The sequence below is a fragment of the Alkalibacillus filiformis genome, assembly GCF_030814115.1.
Taxonomy (GTDB): Bacteria; Bacillota; Bacilli; order Bacillales; family Alkalibacillaceae; genus Alkalibacillus; species Alkalibacillus filiformis.
The window spans coordinates 1-18,633 of record NZ_JAUSUP010000014.1; the positions used below are offsets into that span (position 1 = coordinate 1).

The window sequence follows — 18,633 nt, forward strand, 5'->3', positions numbered from 1 at the left end:
TTTTTCTGGCATAATTACCCCTACCTTTTCTAGACTTAATTTCATGGAAACATTTTGCCTTAGAGTGTGTCCAATTTTGATACTAACCTTAATAGATATATTCAAATAGCTCATAGCCGACAAAATTCGCCAAGAAAAATCTATCGTCTTAAATTTTTTATAAAATAGTCCTAAATTCTACTATCCATATGGTTTGATTTTCCGTTATGATGGTAGATATAGGAGCGTGTTCGAATTGAAGCAACATTTACGAAATATAGATTATCCCTTATTTATCATGATTGTGATTCTATCTTGTATTGGCCTTGTTATGGTTTATAGTGCCAGCTTTGTTTATGCAGGGATGAATCCAGATATAGATAATCCATCATTTTATTTTAATAGACAACGACTTTGGGTTATTTTAGGCTTGGCGGTCTTTTTAGTCGTCAGTCTATTTTCGTATAGAAAATTAGGTAATTTTATTAAGCTATTAATCATTGCAACTCTAGTTATGCTCGTCTTAGTGTTAATTCCCGGTGTTGGGGTGGAGCGTAACTTCTCAACGAGGTGGTTAAGTTTAGGACCTGTATTATTCCAACCGTCTGAATTAGCCAAAGTAGCCATGATTTTGTATTTTGCTAAAGTTTATACGAATAAGCGAAATAAGTTGCACCATTTTGGACAAGGTGTATTGCCACCTTTATTAGTGCTAGCTTTTGTAGGTGGTTTAATCGTATTACAACCAGATTTAGGTACTGCAGCTTCAATCATTTTAGCTTGTGGGATGATTTTATTATTTGCTGGTATTAGAATTCACCACTTACTTTTTTTAGGTACTACAGCAGTTGTTGGTGTGGTTCTGTTAATTTTGGGGGCAGATTATCGAATGGGAAGGTTTACATCTTTTTTAGATCCATTTGCTGACCCTGCTGGGGATGGTTATCAGTTAATTCACTCATTAATAGCGATCGCAAACGGACAAGTTACAGGTGTCGGTTTAGCAAATAGTGTTCAAAAGTCAGGCTTCCTCCCTGAAGCACATACTGACTTTATTATGTCGATCATTGCAGAAGAACTAGGTCTTATTGGTGCAGTAGCTGTTATTAGCATATACTTTGTCTTTATGTTCAAAGGTATTTTAATTGCAAAAAGAGCACCTGATGGTTTCGGTCGATTGTTAGCATTCGGTATTACATTCCAAATCGTAACTCAAGCGATGATTAACTTTGCTGCCGTATCAGGGCTTATGCCGATTACAGGTATTACATTACCGTTAATTAGTTACGGTGGTTCATCGATGTTAATTACCTTTTTCCTTTTAGGAGTCTTAATGAATATTGCTATTAAAGGAAACATTTCAAGAAGAGAGGGAACAAATTAAATCCATTAAAAAAAGGTCTTTTCTCAATTAGAGAAAGGACCTTTACTTTATTGACAACTTGGGCAGCGTCCGTAAATTTCGAATTTATGATTTTCAATCGTATAACCAGGAAAGTCTTGTTGAATAAAATTCATAGGGCAAGCATCAATTGTTTTCGTTTTACCACAAGATTGGCATATAAAATGATGGTGGTGCTCATGATGATCACAAGCTAAACGGAAATGTTTCTCACCATTTAAATCCGTCGATTCTAAAATGTTAAGCTCACGAAATAGATGTAAGTTACGATAAATCGTGTCATAACTTAACCCACCATATCTTTCACCCATGAAGTTAAGGAGGTCACTTGCTGTACGGTAACCATCTTCTTCAGTGAAATATTCTAATATATCTTCTCTTTTCTTCGTATATTTATAGCCCTCTTGCTTCAAAAGACCTAAAGCTTTCTCAAGATTCATAACGCTCACCCTTTATAAATATAAGCCAAATACCATTTCTTAATTAATAATGTTAAGCCTAGTAATATAGCAGATGTAATAACAATCGTCCCACCTGGTGGGATCTCTAAATAATAACCTGCAATTAAACCTATTATAACAGCAAATTCACCAAAAATGATACTATAGACAATCGTTTGTTTAAAGCTTTTTGCTATACGCATTGCTGTAGCAACAGGTAAAGTCATTAAGGCAGAAACTAGTAAAACACCAACAATTCGAATTGATGCAGCAATGACTAAAGCTGTCATAATGATAAATAAATAATGAATGATTTTAGCACGTATACCTGATACTGTAGCGAATTCTTCATCAAATGATAAAGCAAATAGTTCTTTATATAAAAAAATGATAACAACGATGACGAAAACAGCAGTAAATAAAACTAAATATAAATCAGAACGGCTAACAGCAGCTACTGAGCCGAATAAATACGCATATATATCCGTATTGATTCCATCAGCCATCGCAATAAATACGACACTTAAGCCAACACCAATAGACAACGTGATTGGAATGGCAATCTCTTGGAAAGCTTTATATACGCCTCGTAAATTTTCAATGACAATCGCACCGATAATCGAAAATATAATCCCTGTGTGAAACGGTGTCAGCGCGAGTAGTGTATATTTCTTTTGCATAAATAAACCAAAAGAAATTCCTGCTAACGTCACGTGAGACAGTCCATCTGCAATGAGTGACAAGCGACGTACAACAATAAATGTCCCTAATAAAGGGGCAAGTAAACCAACAATTAATCCGGTGTAAAACGTATTTCGTAAAATTTCAAAGTTTAATATAGCATCTAACACAATTGCCCCTCCAATCGACGTTAATGATCATGCGTAATTGTGTGCATGTCGTGTCCGTAAATTTTTGACCTTTGTTCATCTGTCATATGTTCAAAGTCGCCCGGATTACCGTGATAATGAACAGATTTGTTTAAACATAATAAGTCAGTAACATGTGTCGTAATTGTTCCAATATCGTGTGAAACGAGAATTAGCGTAATCCCTAATTCTTCATTTAATTGAGATAATAGTTGGTAGAATTGCTGGACGTTTTCTGTATCAACGCCAACTGTCGGTTCATCTAAGATTAATAGACTTGGGTTGTTAACGATCGCGCGTGCGATGAAAATTCGTTGTTGTTGTCCGCCTGATAAGTCACCGATATTATGGTTAGCATACTCCATCATATTGACGCGATCTAATGCTTCAAAAATTAAATACTCATATTTTTTAGTAGTTGGACGAAGTAAGCTCACTTTAGACGTTAACCCCATACTAACGACCTCTTTAGCCGTTGCAGGAAACCCTCGACTGAACGAGTTGGCTTTTTGTGAGACGAAGCTAACATGTCCTTTATTGTGAAACTTTTCGATTGGCTTTCCAAATGCTTCAATCGAACCTTTCTGTAGCTTTTCAAGTCCAAGAATTAGTTTAATAATCGTCGTTTTACCAGAGCCGTTTGGGCCGACCAAACCGACGAATGAACCAGTTTCAATTGTAAAACTGACATCTTCAAGTACTTTGTGCTTATCATATCGGTGCGTCACACCGTTAACAGTAATTAAATTCGTCACGGTAACTCCTCCTTCCAAAGAGGTAATTAAAATTAACAATAAACAAGAAAAGAAAGGCGATGGGCGAACTATAATTAGTCCGCTTTTCGCCTTTATTATCATAACATATTATTCTTCGATTGTTTCTAGTAAAACGTCTAGGTTTTCTAGCATAATATCAATATAGTCATTGCCATTTTCAATATCTTCTTCTGTTAATGTTTCTAAGTTGTGTAATTCATATACTGCTAGATCAAATTCATCCGCAATAGTTTGCGCTAAACGGTCTTCACGATTTTTTTCCAAGATGACATGATGGATATTTAAGTCGTCTAATGACTCAAATAGCTCTTGAAGCTCTCGCTGTGATGGCTCTTGAGACGATGATAAGCCGCGGATGCCATATTGGTTAATACCGTAAGCTTGTTCCCAATAACCGAAAGCCTCGTGAGCAACTAAAATATTAACATCTTCATCAACTGTTAAAGCTTCTTGGAAAGTTGTGTCTAACTCTAGCATGTTGTTAGCAAATTGTTCATAGTTTTCTTCTAGTAAATCAGCGTGGTCTGGATAAATGTCCTTTAGTTCATCTAAAATCACTTGACCAACCGCAATCATACGAGATGGATCTAACCAAAAGTGTGGATCAAAGTCACCATGGTCATGATCATGATCGTGTCCGTGGTCATGGTCGTGATCTTCATCTTCATGGTTGTGATCATCCTCATGGTTGTGATCATCCTCATGGTTGTGATCATCTTCATGGTTGTGATCGTCTTCATGATTGTGATCATCTTCATGGTTGTGCTCATCTTCATGACCGTGGTCGTGATCATCGCTGTGCTCATCATCATATTCCATAAATAATTCCTCTTCATACTTTGAAAGGGCAAATGTATAAACACCTTCATCTTCAATAGTGTTTGCCATCGTCTCAGCGAATACTTCCATACCTTCACCGATATAGAAGAAAGCATCGCTATCTGCTAATTCGATCATTTCTCTAGTAGATGGCTCATATACGTGAGCATCTGCGCCTGGAGGAATTACTGTTTCTACACCAACTAGGTCTCCAGCAATTTCAGATATGATATATTCAATCGGGTAAATTGAAGTGACAATCGTTCCAAGTTCTTCTTCAATTATTTCTTCATCTACAGTTTCTTCTGATGGAGTGTCCCCATTGTCATCAGCTTTAGTTTCTTCTTCAGATTCTCCACCGCAAGCGGCTAAAATAAATAAAAGAGTAATAAAAATAAAACCTTTAAATAATTTCAACTTGTTTCTCTCCCTTTACTGTTATTTTCCGTTTTTTAAGTAACCAAAAGAATTATATCGTAACCATTACGATTTGTAAATAGTAATTATTACGATTTATAAAAAGTTTTCAATACCTACTATATTGGGTAGACTGAAAATAAATGATTATTAATGGAGGGTTTAGCATGTTTGATTATACGGTAACGACGAGTAAGTCAGTTGATGAAGCAGTTGAAGCGTTAACTAAGTCACTGCAAGAGGTGAAGTTCGGTGTGTTGTGGGATTTTGATGTGAAAGAGACATTACACCAAAAAGGGTTTGACGATTTTGATCAAACCTATCGCATTTTAGAAGTTTGTAATCCGAAAGCAGCAAAGGAAGTATTAGGGATGGAGGAAAAAGTAAGTTACTTCTTACCATGTAAAGTCGTTGTTTATGAAAGTGAAGGAACGACGAAAATTGGTATGCCGAAACCAACTGTATTATTGAGTTACATTGAGAAGGAAGAGGTAACACAATTTGCACAAGATATAGAAGAAACAATGGTTAAAGCAATTGATCAAGCTAAATCGTAATGAAATTGATAAAAAATAGTACTAATTTTTATGATATATTGAGTTTGTACAATATATTAGAAAGGAATAGGGCTATGAAGAAATACTTCCTAGTAATAGTGCTTCTACTTACGATCTTGGCTGCATGTTCGGATCCTATTAGCGAAAATGAGGCGGGAATTAAGTATGATTCCTCATTAGAAGGGTTAACTTATAATGTAGAAGAACAAGCTTGGTCACCGCAACTAGCTGATGTTTTTAAAGACGAAGCATTGGAGCCAATGAAAGAAGCTTATGAAATTGCGATCCATCACGGCGATTTATTGTCGTACATGCCTTGTTATTGCGGTTGTTATGAAATGGGGCATGAAAGCAATCGTGATTGTTTTGTAGAAGGTGTTAATGATGGTATAGCTGAAATTGATCAAATGGGCTTTGGTTGAACGATCTGTGTTGATATAGCCCGTGAGGCTAAACAAATGCATGATGAAGGCTATGATATAGTTGAGATTCGCGAAGCAATTGACGCTCAGTATGAAGACACAGACTTAGAACCTACACCAACTCCAATGCCTGAATAGAAGTTTATGATTGAAAAATATCAGAAAATACGCAATAATAAAGAAAAGGTTGAAAGGTAGGGGACATTAGATGGAATTAACGTTAAATGTACAAGGTATGTCTTGTGGTAATTGTAAACAAGCTGTTCAAAATGCATTGAAAAACTTAGATGGCATTGCCTCAGTAGAGGTTCATTTAGACAGTGGCAAAGTTGATGTTAGCTTTGATGAAGATACGGTTAGCACTGAAGAAGTTAAAGAAGCAATTGAAGAACAAGGTTATGATGTAACAAATTAATAAAGCATACAAGTGGATGGCACAAAAGGAAAGAAATGTTGTGAAACACTTACTTTTGGTATTTTATGTTAGTTGAGCAATTACTGAGCGGAATCAAAATGCGTAGACTCCTGTGGGAGCAAAGGCCAGGGTGAGACCCCGGGGATGCACCTGTGTCTTCTAGCTATGCTTCGAAGTAGGCTTCCTCGGTGCAAAGCACAAGGAGGTTACTCGAAGTAGTAGCTTGGCTCACCAGCCGCCCCGGCAAAGAAAACACTGCGACAAACGACCTTAGGGAGTTTGAGCAGATGTTGCACTTGTGCCCTGCGGGTGAAAGCGAAGCATTTTGATGGAGCGGTGATTAAAAGATAAACCCGAATGAAATCTATTTCTGATTTCGTTCGGGTTTTGTGTATTAATCTGGAGTTTGTCCCAGTGCTTTTTTATTTTTTAATAGTTAAACTTAGTTATTTTACATAAAAAACAATTAAAATTTTAGTCAGAAAATGATAAAATAGAAAACGGTTTCATAGAAATGCACTTACGACTGGGGGAGTAGACATGGAGAAAGTATTACGCCAATTTTTCTTATTTTTATCTAACAATAAATTATTAACAGCGCTTGCGAAGCGTTATGGGTTTAGGTTCGGAGCTAGCCGTTTCGTAGCAGGGACGAACATTGGCCATGCCGCTGAAAAGATCCGTAAGCTAAATCAAAAAGGAATGTCAGTCACATTAGACCACTTAGGTGAATATGTAACTGATAAGGAAGAAGCCATTGAACGTACAAAAGAAACGATTAAATCGATTAAAGTAATCGATAAATTAAACTTAGATTCTCAAGTATCAGTCAAAATGACGTCTATGGGTCTTGATATTTCTGATGATCTAGTATTAAATAACATGCGCCGAATTTTAGACGCAGGGAAAGAGCATAATGTGCTAGTTACAATTGACATGGAAGACTACGAACGTTGTGAAAAGACGGTAACCATTTTCGAAACGTTAAAAGAAGAGTACGATTTATTAAGCACTGTGTTACAGTCTTATTTGTATCGTACAGAAGAGGATCTACAACGTTTAAATAAGTACAGCCCCAATATACGATTGGTTAAAGGTGCATATAAAGAATCAGCAGAAGTCGCTTATCCTGAAAAGAAAGACGTTGATGAGAACTTGAAAAAACTGATTGCATTGCATTTAGACAACGGGAACTTTACTGCTCTTGGATCACACGATGATGCAATGATCGAATTTACGAAGCAATATGTTAAAGAAAATAATATTCCAACTGACCAATTTGAATTTCAAATGTTATACGGTATGAGAAACGAACTTAAAGAGGCGTTAGTTGAACAAGGTTATAACGTAAGAGTTTATGTACCTTATGGCCGTGATTGGTTCGGTTATAACATGCGTCGACTAGCTGAACGACCAGCCAATGTTTTATTTGTATTAAGAGGTGTGTTTAAGAAATAAATTTTATTATAGATAAATGTTTGCGAAATGTCTGAAAATATTTTATAGTATAAACAGATGAATTTTTTGGATAGCTTGCTATCCAAAATTTTTTAAACAAAAATGAATGAGTATTCATTCAAACTAAATAACGGATAGGGGGAGCATTCATGAATGGAAGAATTAAGCGCGCAGCAGTCCTAGGTTCAGGGGTAATGGGAGCAGGAATTGCAGCGCATTTAGCAAATTTAGGCATTCCTACGTTAATGCTTGATATTGTTCCTAAAGATTTATCAGAAGAAGAGAAACAAGATCCACGTGCGCGCAATAAAATTGCGGCAGAAAACAAGAAAAAATTATTAAAACAAAATCCATCTCCAATTACGACGAAGAAAAGTTTAGATCTAGTTTCAGTTGGTAACTTTGAAGACAACATGCAAGATCTAAAAGACGTTGATTGGATTATTGAAGTCGTTGTTGAAAACTTAGAGATTAAACAAAAAGTATACGCTCAAGTTGATGAACACCGCTCAGAAGGTAGTATCGTGAGTTCAAATACGTCAGGTATTTCAATTGAAGCAATGGCTGAAGGGCGTTCAGAAGACTTTAAGAAACATTTCTTAGGTACGCACTTCTTTAACCCACCGCGTTACTTAAAGTTATTAGAAGTGATTCCGACGAAAGATACGGACCCAGAAGTGTTAGAGAATATGAAACGCTTTAGCGAAGACGTATTAGGAAAAGGTGTAGTTGAAGCAAAAGATACACCAAACTTTATCGCAAACCGTATTGGTACATACGGCTTACTAGTCACTGTACAAGAAATGCTAAAAGGTGGCTATAGTGTCGGTGAGGTAGACTCTGTGACAGGACCAATGATTGGCCGTCCGAAGAGTGCGACATTCCGTACACTAGATGTAGTCGGATTAGATACATTTATCCACGTTGCTAAAAACGTTTATGACAAAGTCGAAGGTGAAGAACAGAAAGTATTCGACGTACCTGATTTCATGAAACAAATGAATGAAAAAGGCATGCTAGGTGCTAAATCAGGCAAAGGATTCTACCAAAAGCAAAAAGGTGAAAAAGGTAGTGTCATTTATGAACTAAACCCTGAAACACTTGAGTATGATCAAGAACAACAAAAGCTTAAAACACAAGCTTCTGGTGCTGCTAAGCAAGAAAAAGGACCGAAGCGTAAGTTGAAAGCGCTTGTATCTGCTAAAGGTGACCGTGCTGGTGACTTAGTGTGGAACATTTCGAAGCCGACATTAATTTATTCAGCAGAACTTTTAGGTGAGATTGCTGATGATATAACGCAAATCGATGACGCTATGAAGTGGGGCTTCGGTTGGGAAATCGGCCCATTTGAAATGTGGGAAGCGATTGGCGTTGAGAAAGCTGTTAAACGTATGCAAGAAGAAGGTTCTGAAGTCCCAACTTGGGTTACAGATATGTTAGACAAAGGCTTTGAGACTTTCTACAAGCGTGAAAACGGCAAACTATATTTCTACCATAATGGTGAATATGTTGAGAAGAAAGTGAATGAAAAAGAAATTAACTTAAAACTTCACAAAGATGCTAATGGTGTCATTAAGAAAAATAGTGGAGCTAGTTTAATAGACATTGGTGATGATGTTGCTTTACTTGAATTCACATCTCCAAATAACTCAATTGGTTTAGATGTCATTCAAATGATCAACCAATCCCTTGAAGAAGTAAATAACAATTACCGTGGTTTAGTAATCGGTAACCAAGGTAACAACTTCTGCGTTGGTGCTAACTTAGCGATGATTTTAATGGAAGCTCAAGAGTTTAACTTCTTTGAAATTGATATCGTTATTAAACAGTTCCAACAAGCGATGCAAAACATTAAGTTTAACGAAAAGCCAGTTGTTGCAGCACCATATGGTATGACATTAGGTGGCGGTACAGAGATTGTACTTCCGACTGCAGCACAACAAGCTTCGCCTGAAACTTATATGGGCTTAGTTGAAGCTGGTGTTGGTCTAATTCCTGGTGGTGGTGGAAACAAAGAATTCTACATTAACCAGTTGAATGGTCTACCTGAAGGTGTTGATTTAGATTTACAAAAAGTTGCAAATGACGTCTTTGAGAAAATCGCAACAGGTAAAGTATCAACTTCTGCAGCTGAGGCGGTTGAACATGGCTTCCTAAATGGACCAGAATCAATTAGCTTCAACGGTGATCACCAAATTTATGATGCGAAAAATAAAGTGCTTGCTTTAGACAAAGCGGGTTATCAGCCACCGAAACAAGAGAAAGTACCAGTAGTTGGTGAGGCTGGTTACGCAACGATGGTGTTAGGTGCAAAGCAAATGCAGTTAAGCGGCTATGCTTCAGAGCATGACATTAAGATCGCTAAGAAACTAGCAAACGTATTAGCTGGTGGCCAAATTAAATCTGGAACAAAAGTAGAAGAACAGTACTTACTAGATTTAGAGCGCGAAGCATTCTTAAGCCTAGTCGGTGAACAAAAGACACAAGAACGTATGATTCACATGTTACAAAAGGGTAAGCCTTTGCGTAACTAATAAAAATCCAACGTAAGAGGAGGATCAATCGTGAGAGAAGCAGTTATTGTATCAGGTGCAAGAACACCTGTTGGTAAAGCAAATAAAGGAACACTTGCTCATACACGTCCAGATGATTTAGCTGCTTTAACAGTAAAAGAAACGTTAAAGCGCGCTAACAATTATGATGGCAATGTCGATGATGTCATCATTGGATGTGCCATGCCAGAAGCTGAGCAAGGTATGAATATGGCTAGACAAATTGCAGGTTTAGCAGGTTTAGATAATGATGTACCAGGCATTACGATTAACCGTTATTGCTCTTCTGGACTACAAAGTATTGCCTATGCAGCGGAGCGTATTATGCTAGGTTATTCTGACACGATTATTGCTGGTGGAGCAGAATCAATGTCAATGATTCCAATGGGCGGTAACGTCATTAAGCCAAACCCAACTTTAGTTGATGAAGCACCAGAATATTATATGAGTATGGGGCATACAGCTGAAGAAGTGGCCAATCGTTACGGCGTTAGCCGCGAAGATCAAGATGCTTTTGCTGTTCGCAGTCACGAAAGAGCAGCAAAGGCACTGGCTGAAGGCAAATTCGATGACGAAATTGTCCCAGTAGAAGTAACAGACCGAACAATTGGACCAGATAACAAAGTTCAAGAGCGCACGGTAACACTTTCACAAGATGAAGGTGTACGTGAAGGTACTAGTATGGAAGGTTTAGCAAAGTTGAAGCCAGCTTTCAATGTAAAAGGTTCAGTAACAGCAGGTAACTCATCTCAAATGAGTGATGGTGCAGCATCTGTGTTAGTGATGGACCGTGAAAAAGCTGAAAAAGAAGGACTTCAACCTATGGCTAAGTTCCGCTCATTTACTGTAGCTGGTGTAGAACCAGAAGTAATGGGTGTCGGTCCAGTTGAAGCTATTCCTAAAGCTGTAGAGCTAGCTGGTCTTTCTTTAGACGACATCGGTTTATTTGAGTTAAATGAAGCATTCGCTTCACAAGCTTTACAAGTTTGCCGTGAATTAAATCTAGATGAAGAGATCGTAAACGTTAACGGTGGTGCAATTGCATTGGGCCACCCATTAGGTTGCACAGGTACGAAACTAACACTATCGCTAGTTCATGAAATGAAGCGCCGTGACGTCAAGTACGGTGTCGTGACGATGTGTATCGGTGGCGGTATGGGCGCTGCTGGTGTATTTGAATTACTATAATATAAACTTATAGGGGGAATTAGAATGATCGATGAAAAGTTATTAAAAGGTGGCTCATTCTTAGTTGAAGATGTAGATCCAGATGAGGTTTTAACACCTGAAGATTTTACAGATGAGCATAAAATGATTGCTAAAACGACTGAAGAATATATTAAAAACGATGTATGGCCAGTACTAGAAGACTTAGAGAATCACGAATTTGATAAGTCAGTCACGCTTTTACAAAAAGCAGGTGAACTAGGTTTACTAGGTATTGACGTACCAGAAGAATATGGTGGTCTAGAGCTTGATAAGATCACATCATCATTAGTAACTGAGAAGATGGCACTTGCAGGTGGATTCTCAATTACACACGGTGCTCACGTTGGAATCGGTTCACTTCCAATCGTATTTTTCGGTAACGAAGAACAAAAGCAAAAATACCTTCCTTCACTAGCGACGGGTGAGAAGATTGCAGCATACGCACTTACTGAGCCAGGTTCAGGTTCAGACGCATTAGGTGCTAAAACAACAGCAGTACTGAACGAAGAAGGTACTCATTACGTGTTAAACGGTGAAAAGCAGTGGATCACAAACTCTGCATTTGCTGATGTTTTCGTTGTATACGCTAAAATTGATGGAGAGAAATTCTCTGCATTTATCGTAGAGCGTGACTTCCCAGGCGTTTCAACTGGTCCAGAAGAGAAGAAGATGGGTATTAAGTCTTCTTCAACTCGTACGCTAGTACTTGAGGATGCACAAGTGCCAGTTGAAAACGTATTAGGTGAAATTGGCCGTGGTCACGTGATCGCATTCAACATCTTAAACGTAGGGCGTTATAAGCTAGCAATCGGTGGTGTTGGTGGTGCTAAGCGTGCACTAGAATTAGCTGTTCAGTACGCAAATGAGCGTAAACAGTTCCAAACACCAATTTCAAGCTTCTCATTAATTCAAGAGAAGTTAGCGAACATGGCGACACAAACGTACGCTAACGAAAGTGCAGTATACCGTACAGTAGGTCTATTTGAATCACGTCTAGGTCAGCTTTCTAAAGAAGAGCTTAACGACGGTTCTCAAGTAGCAAAAGGTATTGCAGAGTATGCGATTGAGTGTTCAATGAACAAGTATACAGCAACTGAACTATTAGACTATGTAGCTGACGAAGCGGTGCAGATTCATGGTGGTTACGGCTTTATGGCAGAGTATGAAGTAGAGCGCATTTACCGTGACTCAAGAATTAACCGTATTTTCGAAGGTACGAACGAAATTAACCGTCTAATTGTACCAGGAACGTTCATGAAGAAAGCGATGAAAGGTGAACTTCCATTGCTAGAAAAAGCAATGGGACTACAAAACGAACTAATGGCGATGATGCCAGAAACTCCAGGTGACGAAGCATTAGAACAAGAGAAATACCTTGTTGGTAACGCGAAGAAAATCGGCTTACTAGCAGCTGGTATTGCTGCTCAAAAGTACCAAGAAAAATTAGAGCAAGAACAAGAGTTACTATCTAACATTGCAGACATTGCAGCGGACGTTTATAACATGGAATCAGCTGTTTTACGTACAGCAAAAGCTATTGCAAGAGACGGTGAAGAGAAGAGCAAACAGAAGCTTCTTTACACTCAAGTATTCGTAGAAGAAACGTTAAACAACATTGAAGCTCATGCGAAAGAAACGTTAATTGCTGTAGAAGAAGGCGATAACCTACGTATGATGCTATCAGCACTTCGTAAGTTAACACGTCGCGAGCACATTAACGTTATTGAGAAGAAGCGTGAGATCGCAAGCACGTTAATCGAAGAAGAAAAGTACTTCGTATAATCATTAATCGATCAAAGCACTGACCGCTATAATGGCGGTTAGTGCTTTTGATTTGGTAGAAACTGTTATATCAGCGATTTTGAAGATATATCGGCGAAAAAGCCTATAATTCGGCGATAATTATAATATTCCGGCGAAAAACTAATTATATCGGCGAAAAAATAAATATATCAGCGAACGCTGATTTATATCGGCGTTCGCTGATTTATGGATATTACGACCTATGCTTTTCAAGTGAGCGATTCGATTCTTTATGGTAAACTCACATTAAGGAGGTGTCATATATGGCTTTAACCGTTTATCAGTATCCGAAGTGTGGAACGTGTCGCAAAGCTCTTAAATGGCTAGATGAAAATGAAGTGTCATATGAATCTGTACATATTGTGGACAATCCACCTTCGAAAGAAACGTTAGAAGACCTTATTCAAAAGAGTGACTTACCTGTGAAGAAGTTTTTCAATACATCAGGTAAGAAATATCGTGAATTGGAGTTGAAAGATAAGCTGAAAGATATGCCTGAAACAGATCAAATTGACTTACTCGCATCTGATGGTATGTTAATTAAGCGCCCAATCACAACAGATGGTGAACAAGTAACGGTAGGTTTTAAAGAAGAGCAATTTGACCAAACTTGGAAATAAAAAGCTAGAGAGTAATGCATTAACTAGCTGTTTGTTGTATGATAAATATGTGATATCGATATTAATGGAGGGTCAGAAATGAGTTTACCAAAAGACTTACGTTATTCTGAAGAGCACGAATGGGTAAAAGAAGAAGGGGAAAAACTACGCATCGGAATTACAGACTTCGCACAATCAGAGCTGGGTGATATCGTTTTTGTTGAGTTGCCAGAAGTAGGTGACGAAATCGAATTAGACGAGCCATTTGGTAGCGTTGAATCTGTTAAGACAGTTTCAGAGCTTTATGCTCCTGTTACAGGTAAAGTAGTTGAAGTAAACGAAGAGCTCGAGGACAGCCCTGAATATGTAAATGAATCTCCTTATGAGCAAGCATGGATGGTTGTGGTTGAGCCGAGTGACAGATCACAGCTAGATGACTTAATGGATGCTGATGCTTATAAAGAAATGACTGAAGACGAATAATATAATGTACGAAAGACTGATTCCTATTAATAGGATCAGTCTTTTTAGTACTTCTGGGCAATATAATATTATTGAGTAATACCTTCACATGAATGACAAGTAGGTGTGAATTATGGAAATGGAAACGTTGCAACAAGTATTAATCGTTGAAGGTAAGCAAGATCGAAAAAAGATCGAAAAAGTGTTGGCGAATAAAGAGGAAATCATTTGTACTTATGGCACGTTAAGTGCTTTTGCTTTAGATGAATTAATTGATGAGTATATGCTTTTTGACCGTGATGTATTTATCTTTACAGACACAGATGATCCAGGGAAAAAGTTGCGTAAATTGTTGAACCAAGAACTTTCCCATGCGGAAAACTTGTTCATTGACCCAAAGTATCGTCAAGTTGAAGATACACCTGAGCACGTGTTAGCATCAATATTGCAATCAGCTAACTTTAACGTGAAGACAAACTATTTGAAAGGGTCAGAACGTGATGCAAGAAATTAATCGAGAGCAAGCACAGTTTATTATTCGGAAGAAAAGCTATCATATTTTATTTGTTAATAGTCCTTTTTGTGGTACGTGTAAAGTGGCGAAGAGGATGTTGACTTACATTGAGGAAACATTAGAGAAGGAGTCATTCTTTGAATTAAATGCTACGTTGGCTCCTGATTTTATGCAGCATTTTAATATTAAAAGTGTTCCTTGTTTGATTGTATTCAAGGAAGGCGAACCCGTGGACAGGCTTTATACATTTAACTCAGTTCCTTATTTATTAAAAGAAATGGGTCCTTACTTAATTGAAAAATAGGCTCTGTTAAAGGTTTATTCGAACCTTCAACAGAGCCTTATTTCTTACCGAGCTGGGAAGTAGCTCCCAACGATTTTAATGACTTCTACAAAGTCGTCTTTATCTCCGAATCTGCCTACTATATTACCTTCAAGGTCAATGACAATAGTAGTTGGAACAGAGTCGCATTCAAAGAGATCATAAACTTCTGTGCCGCGATCTTTTAAAGTCGGTTGCGTTAAAAATTGGTCATGGAATTTTTGCGCTTCACCTTCTTCACGCTCACGTCCTGGCACGTTGATTGTTAGCATTTCAATATTGTCGTTACGCATCGTCTTATAGAACTGTTCTTTTTTCGGCATATCTCTGGAACAATCAGGGCACCAAGATACCCAAAATGTTAAAATGACGACTTTTTCACCGATGACGTCTTCTAATTTGAATGTTTCATCTCGATCTAAATATGGTAGCTCAAATAATGGTGCTTTCATGATTCTCATCCTTTTTCATATTTTCTATAATTTTAATTCAAACAAAATTTAAAAGAAAAGGTTTATACTTTTATTAAAAATTTAATTGACGAGTTCCATAACCTATGCTAACATACAATTTATCGAAAGTTGAATAATTAAATTCTTATCAAGAGTGGTGGAGGGAAAAGGCCCTACGAAACCCGGCAACCGTTATGTTCTGCATAATAGGTGCTAATTCCTACAATGTTTACACATTGTAAGATAAGATTGAGATCCGTACTCTTTCTTGTTCTTACAAGGGAGTTTTTTTATTTGTTAACACATTAGTCTAGTAACGTATAAAACTACTAAAATAATAAATATTAATCTCTTATCAAGAGTGGTGGAGGGACTGGCCCGATGAAGCCCGGCAACCGTTATGCTTTGCATAATAGGTGCTAATTCCTTCAAAGCAATGCTTTGAAAGATAAGAGAACAAAAAGGTTAGCCATTTCTTAACCTCTCTGTTCTCTTATCGAGCAGAGGGGTTTTCTTATTTTAGAAAAATACGACTGAACCGGCGAACCGTTCGCTCTAGGAGGGGAATAAATTGATTTCTATAAAAAACCTGTCAAAGGTGTTTAAAATGAAAGATCAAACCGTGCAAGCTGTTGATGATGTTTCAATCGATATTCCAAAAGGTGAAATATTCGGTGTCATCGGTTATAGCGGAGCGGGGAAGAGTACTTTCATCCGTTTAATCAATCGTCTCGAAGATCCATCTGAAGGAGAAATTATTTTAGATGATCAAGATATTGCAGCATTAAAGAAAGAGCCGTTACGAAAACAACGTCAAAAAATCGGGATGATCTTCCAACATTTCAATTTACTTTGGTCACGTACAGTGTTTGAAAATATTGCTTTTCCGTTAGAAATTGCGGGAGTTGCGAAAAACGAAAGAGAAGAAAAGGTTCAAGAGTTAATTGAACTTGTTGGTTTAAAAGGACGAGAAAATTCTTATCCGTCACAACTAAGTGGTGGTCAAAAGCAGCGTGTAGGAATTGCTCGCTCGTTAGCAAATGATCCGACAGTATTACTTTGTGACGAGGCAACTTCAGCATTAGATCCTGAGACTACAGATGACATTTTAGACTTATTAGTTTCAATTAATGAAAAGTTGAATTTAACGATTATTTTAATTACACACGAAATGCATGTGATTCAAAAGGTTTGCCATAGGGTGGCTGTTATGGAGCAAGGACAAGTTGTTGAGCAAGGTGAAGTGCTAAATGTTTTTGTTAAGCCACAATCGAAGACGACGAAACGTTTCGTACAGCAGTTAAGCCCGCTCGAACATCAAATTGACCGTTTAGATGAATTTATAACAGATGATCAACAATCAGAAGTTGTTAAATTACACTTTATCGGCAACAATGCAAAGCGTGCGCTCATTAGTGAAGTATCAAAGCAGCTCGATGTTGCAATCAATATACTGCAAGGTTCGATTTCACCGACACAAGAAGGCGCTTATGGAACTCTTTACGTTGAAATAAAAGGCGAACCGAAAGTGATTCAAGAAGCGATTCAATATATCGAAGCTTCTGGTGTGGAAGTAGAGGTGTTAAAGCATGTTTAATGACATATTTCCAAATGTGCAAATGGATCAAATGTGGGTTGCGACTTATGAAACGTTCTACATGACGATCATTTCAGTCGTTGGCACATTTATTTTAGGAATATTGCTAGGGTTGTTATTGTATTTAACGAATCGCGGGAACTTATGGCAAAACTCAATTATTAATTCAATTACCGCATCAGTCGTTAACATTTTCCGAGCGATTCCGTTTATTATATTAATTTTATTATTATTCCCATTTACTGATTTTTTAGTAGGTACAATCCGTGGACCAAACGCCGCATTACCAGCACTTATCATTGGTGCAGCACCGTTCTACGCACGACTTGTTGAAATTGCGTTAAAAGAAGTGGATAAAGGTGTTATTGAAGCGGCACAAGCAATGGGTGCTAAAGCTCATACGATCATTTTTAAAGTACTATTACCAGAATCGATGCCAGCGTTAATCTCTGGTATTACCGTTACAGCGATCGCGCTGATTAGTTATACAGCGATGGCTGGTGTAATTGGAGCAGGCGGTCTAGGTGACTTAGCTTACATGCAAGGGTTCCAACGCCGTAACTTTGATGTTGTCTTTTTATGCACTGTCTTTATCGTTGTCATTGTATTTATCTTTCAATTTCTTGGAGATTGGTCTTCAAGAAAAGTCGACCATCGTTAATAACAAGCTTGTTATAGCACAAACTTGTTTATAATAATATATTTAAAATTTGAGGGGAGTTTTACAGATGAAAAAATTATATTCAGCACTATTAGTAGCATTTTTAGCTGTTGTATTAGCAGCATGCGGAACAGGTGAAGCAGAAGGAGGAGACGAAGGCCCAGTTGAAATTACAGTTGGTTCAACAAACGTACCTCACTCTGAAGTACTAGAAGAAGCTAAGCCTTTACTAGAGGAAGAGGGTATTGAGTTAGAGGTTGAAGTTTATCAAGATTATGTCCTACCTAATGAGGATTTAGAGAACGGCACATTAGATGCCAATTACTTTCAACATATTCCTTATTTAGAGGATCAAATTGCAGAGGTTGGTTATGATTTCGTTCATCTTGGTGGCATTCATATTGAACCAATGGGGATTTATTCTAAAAACATTACAGACTTAGATGAAATTGAAGAAGGTACAGAAGTTATAATGAGTCGCTCAGTTGCTGATCACGGACGTATCTTATCTTTACTACAAGAAAATGGTCTAGTTGAAATTGACCCAGAAGTTGATCCAGTTGCAGCTGAGATTGACGATGTAGTAGAGAACCCATACAATTTAGAATTTGATCCAAGCATTGAAGCAGGCTTACTACCTGAATTTTATGAGCGTGAAGAAGATGCACTTGTAGCGATTAACACGAACTATGCAATTGAAGCAGGACTTGTGCCAACTGAAGATGCAGTTATTCTAGAAGGTTCAGAATCACCATATGCAAACGTTATTGCAACGCGTGCAGAGAATGAAGATTTAGAAGCGTTACACACATTAGTGGAAGTACTACGCTCAGAGGAAATTCAAACATTTATGGAAGAAGAATATGAAGGTGCGATTGTTCCCGTAAACGAATAATTTTCCAAATTTA

20 protein-coding genes and 2 riboswitches are annotated in these 18,633 nt (G+C 37.6%); of the genes, 15 read left to right on the plus strand and 5 right to left on the minus strand.

Annotation, left to right across the window (positions count from 1 at the left end; genetic code table 11):
- The first annotated feature begins 235 nt into the window (after positions 1–235).
- Positions 236–1,363 carry a putative lipid II flippase FtsW gene (gene ftsW / locus J2R98_RS12910; protein WP_370872003.1) on the plus strand — a complete coding sequence of 376 codons (1,128 nt, stop codon included), beginning with the start codon at positions 236–238 and terminating at the stop codon, positions 1,361–1,363.
- A 47-nt stretch (positions 1,364–1,410) separates the two neighbouring features.
- Here ftsW and J2R98_RS12915 read toward each other — a convergent pair whose 3' ends face one another.
- From J2R98_RS12915 to J2R98_RS12930, 4 genes are all read right to left on the minus strand, one after another.
- Complete coding sequence (locus J2R98_RS12915) at positions 1,411–1,821, minus strand: Fur family transcriptional regulator (protein ID WP_307069649.1); 411 nt, start codon at positions 1,819–1,821, stop codon at positions 1,411–1,413.
- Positions 1,822–1,826: 5 nt separating this feature from the next.
- Positions 1,827–2,672 (minus strand): metal ABC transporter permease, encoded by an 846-nt coding sequence (locus tag J2R98_RS12920; RefSeq protein ID WP_307069652.1) that lies wholly within the window; start codon positions 2,670–2,672, stop codon positions 1,827–1,829.
- A 20-nt stretch (positions 2,673–2,692) separates the two neighbouring features.
- The gene (locus tag J2R98_RS12925) at positions 2,693–3,445 is read right to left on the minus strand and encodes a metal ABC transporter ATP-binding protein (protein WP_307069653.1); all 753 of its coding nucleotides are present in this window, start codon (positions 3,443–3,445) and stop codon (positions 2,693–2,695) included.
- 108 nt (positions 3,446–3,553) lie between these two features.
- Positions 3,554–4,702: a metal ABC transporter solute-binding protein, Zn/Mn family gene (locus J2R98_RS12930; RefSeq protein WP_307069655.1), complete on the minus strand. Its 1,149-nt coding sequence runs from the start codon at positions 4,700–4,702 to the stop codon at positions 3,554–3,556.
- Positions 4,703–4,869: 167 nt separating this feature from the next.
- Here J2R98_RS12930 and J2R98_RS12935 point away from each other — a divergent pair, with 167 nt between their 5' ends.
- From J2R98_RS12935 to J2R98_RS12985, 11 genes are all read left to right on the plus strand, one after another.
- Entirely contained in the window at positions 4,870–5,259 is a 390-nt protein-coding gene (locus J2R98_RS12935) for a DUF302 domain-containing protein (protein WP_307069656.1), read from the plus strand.
- 74 nt (positions 5,260–5,333) lie between these two features.
- Positions 5,334–5,819 (plus strand): PCYCGC motif-containing (lipo)protein, encoded by a 486-nt coding sequence (locus J2R98_RS12940; RefSeq protein WP_307069658.1) that lies wholly within the window; start codon positions 5,334–5,336, stop codon positions 5,817–5,819.
- A 70-nt stretch (positions 5,820–5,889) separates the two neighbouring features.
- On the plus strand, positions 5,890–6,096 hold the full coding sequence (copZ, locus tag J2R98_RS12945) for a copper chaperone CopZ (RefSeq protein ID WP_307069659.1): 207 nt from the start codon (positions 5,890–5,892) through the stop codon (positions 6,094–6,096).
- A 540-nt stretch (positions 6,097–6,636) separates the two neighbouring features.
- Positions 6,637–7,554 carry a proline dehydrogenase family protein gene (locus tag J2R98_RS12950; protein WP_307069661.1) on the plus strand — a complete coding sequence of 306 codons (918 nt, stop codon included), beginning with the start codon at positions 6,637–6,639 and terminating at the stop codon, positions 7,552–7,554.
- Positions 7,555–7,703: 149 nt separating this feature from the next.
- Positions 7,704–10,088 (plus strand): 3-hydroxyacyl-CoA dehydrogenase/enoyl-CoA hydratase family protein, encoded by a 2,385-nt coding sequence (locus tag J2R98_RS12955; protein WP_307069662.1) that lies wholly within the window; start codon positions 7,704–7,706, stop codon positions 10,086–10,088.
- Between the two features lie 30 nt (positions 10,089–10,118).
- Complete coding sequence (locus tag J2R98_RS12960) at positions 10,119–11,294, plus strand: acetyl-CoA C-acetyltransferase (protein WP_307069664.1); 1,176 nt, start codon at positions 10,119–10,121, stop codon at positions 11,292–11,294.
- A gap of 24 nt (positions 11,295–11,318) precedes the next feature.
- Positions 11,319–13,097, plus strand: a complete 1,779-nt coding sequence (locus J2R98_RS12965) for an acyl-CoA dehydrogenase FadE (protein ID WP_307069666.1) — start codon at positions 11,319–11,321, stop codon at positions 13,095–13,097.
- Positions 13,098–13,381: 284 nt separating this feature from the next.
- Positions 13,382–13,738, plus strand: coding sequence for an arsenate reductase family protein (locus J2R98_RS12970; RefSeq protein WP_307069668.1), 357 nt, complete (start codon positions 13,382–13,384; stop codon positions 13,736–13,738).
- Positions 13,739–13,816: 78 nt separating this feature from the next.
- Positions 13,817–14,200: a glycine cleavage system protein GcvH gene (gcvH, locus tag J2R98_RS12975; RefSeq protein WP_146818381.1), complete on the plus strand. Its 384-nt coding sequence runs from the start codon at positions 13,817–13,819 to the stop codon at positions 14,198–14,200.
- A gap of 112 nt (positions 14,201–14,312) precedes the next feature.
- Positions 14,313–14,693, plus strand: a complete 381-nt coding sequence (locus J2R98_RS12980) for a toprim domain-containing protein (RefSeq protein WP_307069671.1) — start codon at positions 14,313–14,315, stop codon at positions 14,691–14,693.
- Entirely contained in the window at positions 14,680–14,997 is a 318-nt protein-coding gene (locus J2R98_RS12985; protein WP_307069734.1) for a thioredoxin family protein, read from the plus strand. Before J2R98_RS12980 ends, J2R98_RS12985 begins: the two co-directional genes overlap by 14 nt.
- 44 nt (positions 14,998–15,041) lie before the next feature.
- On the opposite strand, the gene J2R98_RS12990 is transcribed toward J2R98_RS12985, so the two are convergent.
- Positions 15,042–15,467, minus strand: coding sequence for a TlpA disulfide reductase family protein (locus J2R98_RS12990; protein ID WP_307069673.1), 426 nt, complete (start codon positions 15,465–15,467; stop codon positions 15,042–15,044).
- Between the two features lie 142 nt (positions 15,468–15,609).
- Positions 15,610–15,717, plus strand: a riboswitch (SAM riboswitch).
- 99 nt (positions 15,718–15,816) lie between these two features.
- Positions 15,817–15,922, plus strand: a riboswitch (SAM riboswitch).
- A gap of 116 nt (positions 15,923–16,038) precedes the next feature.
- On the opposite strand from J2R98_RS12990, the gene J2R98_RS12995 reads away from it, so the two are divergent.
- The 3 genes from J2R98_RS12995 (at position 16,039) to J2R98_RS13005 (ending at position 18,620) form a co-directional block, all read left to right on the plus strand.
- A complete protein-coding gene (locus J2R98_RS12995; RefSeq protein WP_307069674.1) occupies positions 16,039–17,064 on the plus strand; it encodes a methionine ABC transporter ATP-binding protein in 1,026 nt (341 codons plus the stop codon).
- Positions 17,057–17,725, plus strand: coding sequence for a methionine ABC transporter permease (locus J2R98_RS13000; RefSeq protein ID WP_307069676.1), 669 nt, complete (start codon positions 17,057–17,059; stop codon positions 17,723–17,725). Before J2R98_RS12995 ends, J2R98_RS13000 begins: the two co-directional genes overlap by 8 nt.
- A gap of 67 nt (positions 17,726–17,792) precedes the next feature.
- Positions 17,793–18,620, plus strand: a complete 828-nt coding sequence (locus J2R98_RS13005) for a MetQ/NlpA family ABC transporter substrate-binding protein (protein ID WP_307069678.1) — start codon at positions 17,793–17,795, stop codon at positions 18,618–18,620.
- Positions 18,621–18,633 lie beyond the last annotated feature (13 nt).

Bases quoted from the DNA above. Each gene is read 5' to 3' on its own strand.
- J2R98_RS12990 (WP_307069673.1), bottom strand. From the start codon at position 15,467: ATGAAAGCACCATTATTTGAGCTACCATATTTAGATCGAGATGAAACA.
- J2R98_RS12980 (WP_307069671.1), top strand. From the start codon at position 14,313: ATGGAAATGGAAACGTTGCAACAAGTATTAATCGTTGAAGGTAAGCAA.
- J2R98_RS12970 (WP_307069668.1), top strand. From the start codon at position 13,382: ATGGCTTTAACCGTTTATCAGTATCCGAAGTGTGGAACGTGTCGCAAA.
- J2R98_RS12985 (WP_307069734.1), top strand. From the start codon at position 14,680: ATGCAAGAAATTAATCGAGAGCAAGCACAGTTTATTATTCGGAAGAAA.
- copZ (WP_307069659.1), top strand. From the start codon at position 5,890: ATGGAATTAACGTTAAATGTACAAGGTATGTCTTGTGGTAATTGTAAA.
- gcvH (WP_146818381.1), top strand. From the start codon at position 13,817: ATGAGTTTACCAAAAGACTTACGTTATTCTGAAGAGCACGAATGGGTA.
- J2R98_RS13000 (WP_307069676.1), top strand. From the start codon at position 17,057: ATGTTTAATGACATATTTCCAAATGTGCAAATGGATCAAATGTGGGTT.
- J2R98_RS13005 (WP_307069678.1), top strand. From the start codon at position 17,793: ATGAAAAAATTATATTCAGCACTATTAGTAGCATTTTTAGCTGTTGTA.
- J2R98_RS12935 (WP_307069656.1), top strand. From the start codon at position 4,870: ATGTTTGATTATACGGTAACGACGAGTAAGTCAGTTGATGAAGCAGTT.
- J2R98_RS12915 (WP_307069649.1), bottom strand. From the start codon at position 1,821: ATGAATCTTGAGAAAGCTTTAGGTCTTTTGAAGCAAGAGGGCTATAAA.
- J2R98_RS12955 (WP_307069662.1), top strand. From the start codon at position 7,704: ATGAATGGAAGAATTAAGCGCGCAGCAGTCCTAGGTTCAGGGGTAATG.
- J2R98_RS12950 (WP_307069661.1), top strand. From the start codon at position 6,637: ATGGAGAAAGTATTACGCCAATTTTTCTTATTTTTATCTAACAATAAA.
- J2R98_RS12965 (WP_307069666.1), top strand. From the start codon at position 11,319: ATGATCGATGAAAAGTTATTAAAAGGTGGCTCATTCTTAGTTGAAGAT.